A 3,345-nucleotide genomic window follows, 5' to 3' on the forward strand; every position below is an offset into this window, starting at 1 on the left:
TGACTTCAGTCGCAGAACATCGCCTACGGGTGTCGACGGATGGCGAGGCCATCCTCAACGCCTTGCCCAATCCGGTGCTGCTGATTGCGCCCGATGGCCGGATTGTCGACGCCAATATGGCCGCCGAGTCGTTTTTCGAGATTTCGGCCCAATTCCTGCAACGCCAGTCGTTGAAGGAACTCGTGCCTTTCGGCAGCCCGCTGCTGGCGCTGATCGATCAGGTGCGTTCCAGCGGCTCGCCGGTCAACGAATACAAGGTTGATCTGGGGACGCCGCGAATTGGCGGCGACCGGCAGGTAGATCTGCACGTGGCGCCGCTCACCGAGCGGCCCGGTCATATCGTGGTGATGTTGCAGGAGCGTACCATCGCGGACAAGATGGACCGACAGCTGACCCATCGCAGTGCGGCGCGTTCGGTGATCGCGCTGGCGGCGATGCTGGCGCATGAAATCAAGAACCCGCTGTCCGGCATCCGCGGCGCGGCGCAGCTCCTGGAGCAGGCGGCCTCCTCGGAAGACCGCATGCTGACGCGGCTGATCTGCGACGAGGCGGATCGTATCGTCACCCTGGTCGATCGCATGGAAGTGTTCGGCGACGACCGGCCGGTGGCGCGCGGTCCGGTCAACATTCATTCGGTGCTCGATCACGTCAAGCGGCTGGCCCAGTCGGGCTTTGCCCGCAATATCCGGTTCGTGGAGGAATATGATCCTTCGCTGCCGCCGGTGCTTGCCAACCAGGACCAGCTGATCCAGGTGTTTCTCAATCTGGTCAAGAACGCCGCCGAGGCCGTGGTCGACCTCGGCAGTGACGCGGAAATTCAACTGACCACCGCTTTCCGGCCGGGGGTTCGGCTGTCGCTGCCGGGGAAAAAGTCGCGGGTCTCGCTGCCGCTCGAGTTCTGCGTCAAGGACAACGGCCCCGGCGTGCCGGAAGACCTGTTGCCGAACCTGTTCGATCCGTTCGTTACCACCAAGCCGACCGGCAGCGGGCTTGGTCTGGCGCTCGTCGCCAAGATCGTCGGCGATCACGGCGGTATCATCGAATGCGAATCCCAGCCGCGGAAAACCATCTTCCGCGTGCTGCTGCCGATGTTCAATGCCGCCAAAAACTTCGAACAAAGCAACCGCGATGACGTTTCGGGGACGCCGTTGCATGCCTCACAGGACAAAAGATGAGGGATAATGATGCCCGCAGGTAGCATACTCGTCGCCGACGATGACACGGCGATCCGAACAGTTCTTAACCAGGCCCTGTCGCGCGCCGGATACGAGGTGCGATTGACCGGGAACGCGGCGACGCTGTGGCGCTGGGTGAGCCAGGGCGAGGGCGACCTGGTCATCACCGACGTGGTGATGCCCGACGAGAACGCGTTCGATCTGTTGCCCCGGATCAAAAAGATGCGGCCCAATCTCCCGGTCATCGTGATGAGCGCCCAGAACACGTTCATGACCGCGATCCGGGCGTCCGAACGCGGCGCCTATGAGTATCTGCCAAAGCCGTTCGATCTGAAGGAACTGATCGCCATTGTCGGGCGTGCGCTGGCCGAGCCGAAGGAGCGGGTCGCCAACCACGTCGACGAATCCGAGTTCGACTCGATCCCGCTGGTCGGCCGGTCGCCGGCGATGCAGGAAATCTACCGGGTGCTGGCGCGCCTGATGCAGACCGATCTCACGGTGATGATTTCCGGCGAGTCCGGCACCGGCAAGGAACTGGTGGCCCGGGCGCTGCACGATTACGGCAAGCGCCGCAACGGCCCCTTCGTCGCCGTCAACATGGCGGCGATCCCGCGCGATCTCATCGAATCGGAATTGTTCGGCCACGAGCGCGGCGCCTTCACCGGCGCCAACACCCGTGCTTCCGGCCGTTTCGAGCAGGCCGAGGGCGGCACGCTGTTTCTCGACGAGATCGGCGACATGCCGATGGAGGCGCAGACGCGTTTGCTGAGGGTGCTGCAGCAGGGTGAATACACCACCGTCGGCGGCCGCACGCCGATCAAGACCGATGTGCGCATCGTCGCCGCGAGCAACAAGGACCTGCGGATCCTGATTCAGCAGGGCCTGTTCCGCGAGGATCTGTTCTTCCGCCTTAACGTCGTGCCGCTGCGATTGCCGCCGCTGCGCGAACGGATCGAGGACCTGCCGGATTTGATTCGGCATTTTTTCGCTTTGGCCGAGAAGGACGGATTGCCGCCGAAGAAACTCGATGCCCTGGCGCTGGAACGGATGAAGCAGCATCGCTGGCCGGGCAATGTGCGCGAGCTCGAAAACCTCGCGCGCCGGCTGGCGGCGCTGTATCCGCAGGATGTGATCACGGGCTCGGTGATCGACGGCGAGTTGGCGCCGCCGGCCGTGACCTCGGGCGGCAGCGTCCACCCGGGTGTCGACAATCTCGGCGGCGCCGTCGAAGCCTATCTGTCCTCGCATTTTTCGGGTTTCCCCAACGGCGTGCCGCCGCCGGGTCTGTATCACCGTATCCTCAAGGAGATCGAGGTACCGCTGCTTACCGCCGCGCTGGCGGCGACGCGCGGCAATCAAATCCGCGCCGCCGACCTGCTTGGCCTCAACCGCAACACGCTGCGCAAGAAGATTCGCGACCTGGACATCCAGGTTTATCGAAGCGGCAATTAGCGATTTCCGCTTCGGATTGCCTCCATCGTTGGTCCCGCTGAACGAGTGGGCTGTGGAGCGATGCGTGTCCAGAAGGCAAACGCCGTGGAATTGTCGTAATTTGGCAACATTGTGATATGAATGCATCAGTTCGCCGCCCGATTTGAATCGGCGGCCGCAAACGCCTTCAGCTCACCCGTGCCGAATGACCAGCGCAGAGACCACGGCCGCAGCTTTGGATACGTCCTTCGCCGAACCCAGGGGACCGCGCCTGCGCCGCTGGCTGGCGCCGATCGCCGTCGGCGTGGCGGTGCTCTCGACCATCCTGACGTTCCTGGTGCTCACGGGCCTGACCCCGATCCAGCCCACACCCGAGGTCGCCCGTTCTTTCCTGCTGATCAATACGGCCACCGTCCTGTTGCTGGTCGGCATCATCGTCCGCGAAGTCTGGCAGGTGGTGCAGGCGCGCCGCCGCGGGCGGGCAGCGGCGCGGCTTCACATCCAGATCCTCGGCCTGTTTTCCGGGATTGCGGTAGTGCCCGTGCTGATGGTGTCCATCGTCGCCAATTACACCATCGATCGTGGATTTGACCGGCTGTTTGCCGGTCCGACGCGCCAGGTGATTCAGAACTCGGTGTCGATTTCGCGTGCCTATATGGATGAGCGCGCCCATCTCATCTACGGCGACATTCTGGGCATGGCCAATGACATCAACCGTGCGCGTCCGCTGTACGACCAG

General features: G+C 63.4%; 2 protein-coding genes and 1 pseudogene. All 3 read left to right on the top strand.

Annotated elements, in window-relative coordinates; translation table 11 throughout:
• The coding region (locus tag ABSG20_RS32890) for a two-component system sensor histidine kinase NtrB (protein WP_423868615.1) at positions 1–1,175 on the top strand (1,175 nt) is incomplete at its 5' end.
• A 9-nt stretch (positions 1,176–1,184) separates the two neighbouring features.
• Entirely contained in the window at positions 1,185–2,627 is a 1,443-nt protein-coding gene (gene ntrC / locus ABSG20_RS32895) for a nitrogen regulation protein NR(I) (RefSeq protein WP_423868616.1), read from the top strand.
• Positions 2,628–2,811: 184 nt separating this feature from the next.
• Positions 2,812–3,345: pseudogene (locus ABSG20_RS32900) on the top strand (PAS domain-containing sensor histidine kinase); the annotation flags it as partial.

The sequence above is a fragment of the Bradyrhizobium sp. genome, assembly GCF_049512235.1.
In the GTDB taxonomy this organism is placed as follows: Bacteria; Pseudomonadota; Alphaproteobacteria; order Rhizobiales; family Xanthobacteraceae; genus Bradyrhizobium.

What these genes read in the sequence shown, in the direction of transcription:
- ntrC (WP_423868616.1), top strand. Translation starts at nt 1,185, where the DNA reads ATGCCCGCAGGTAGCATACTCGTCGCCGACGATGACACGGCGATCCGA.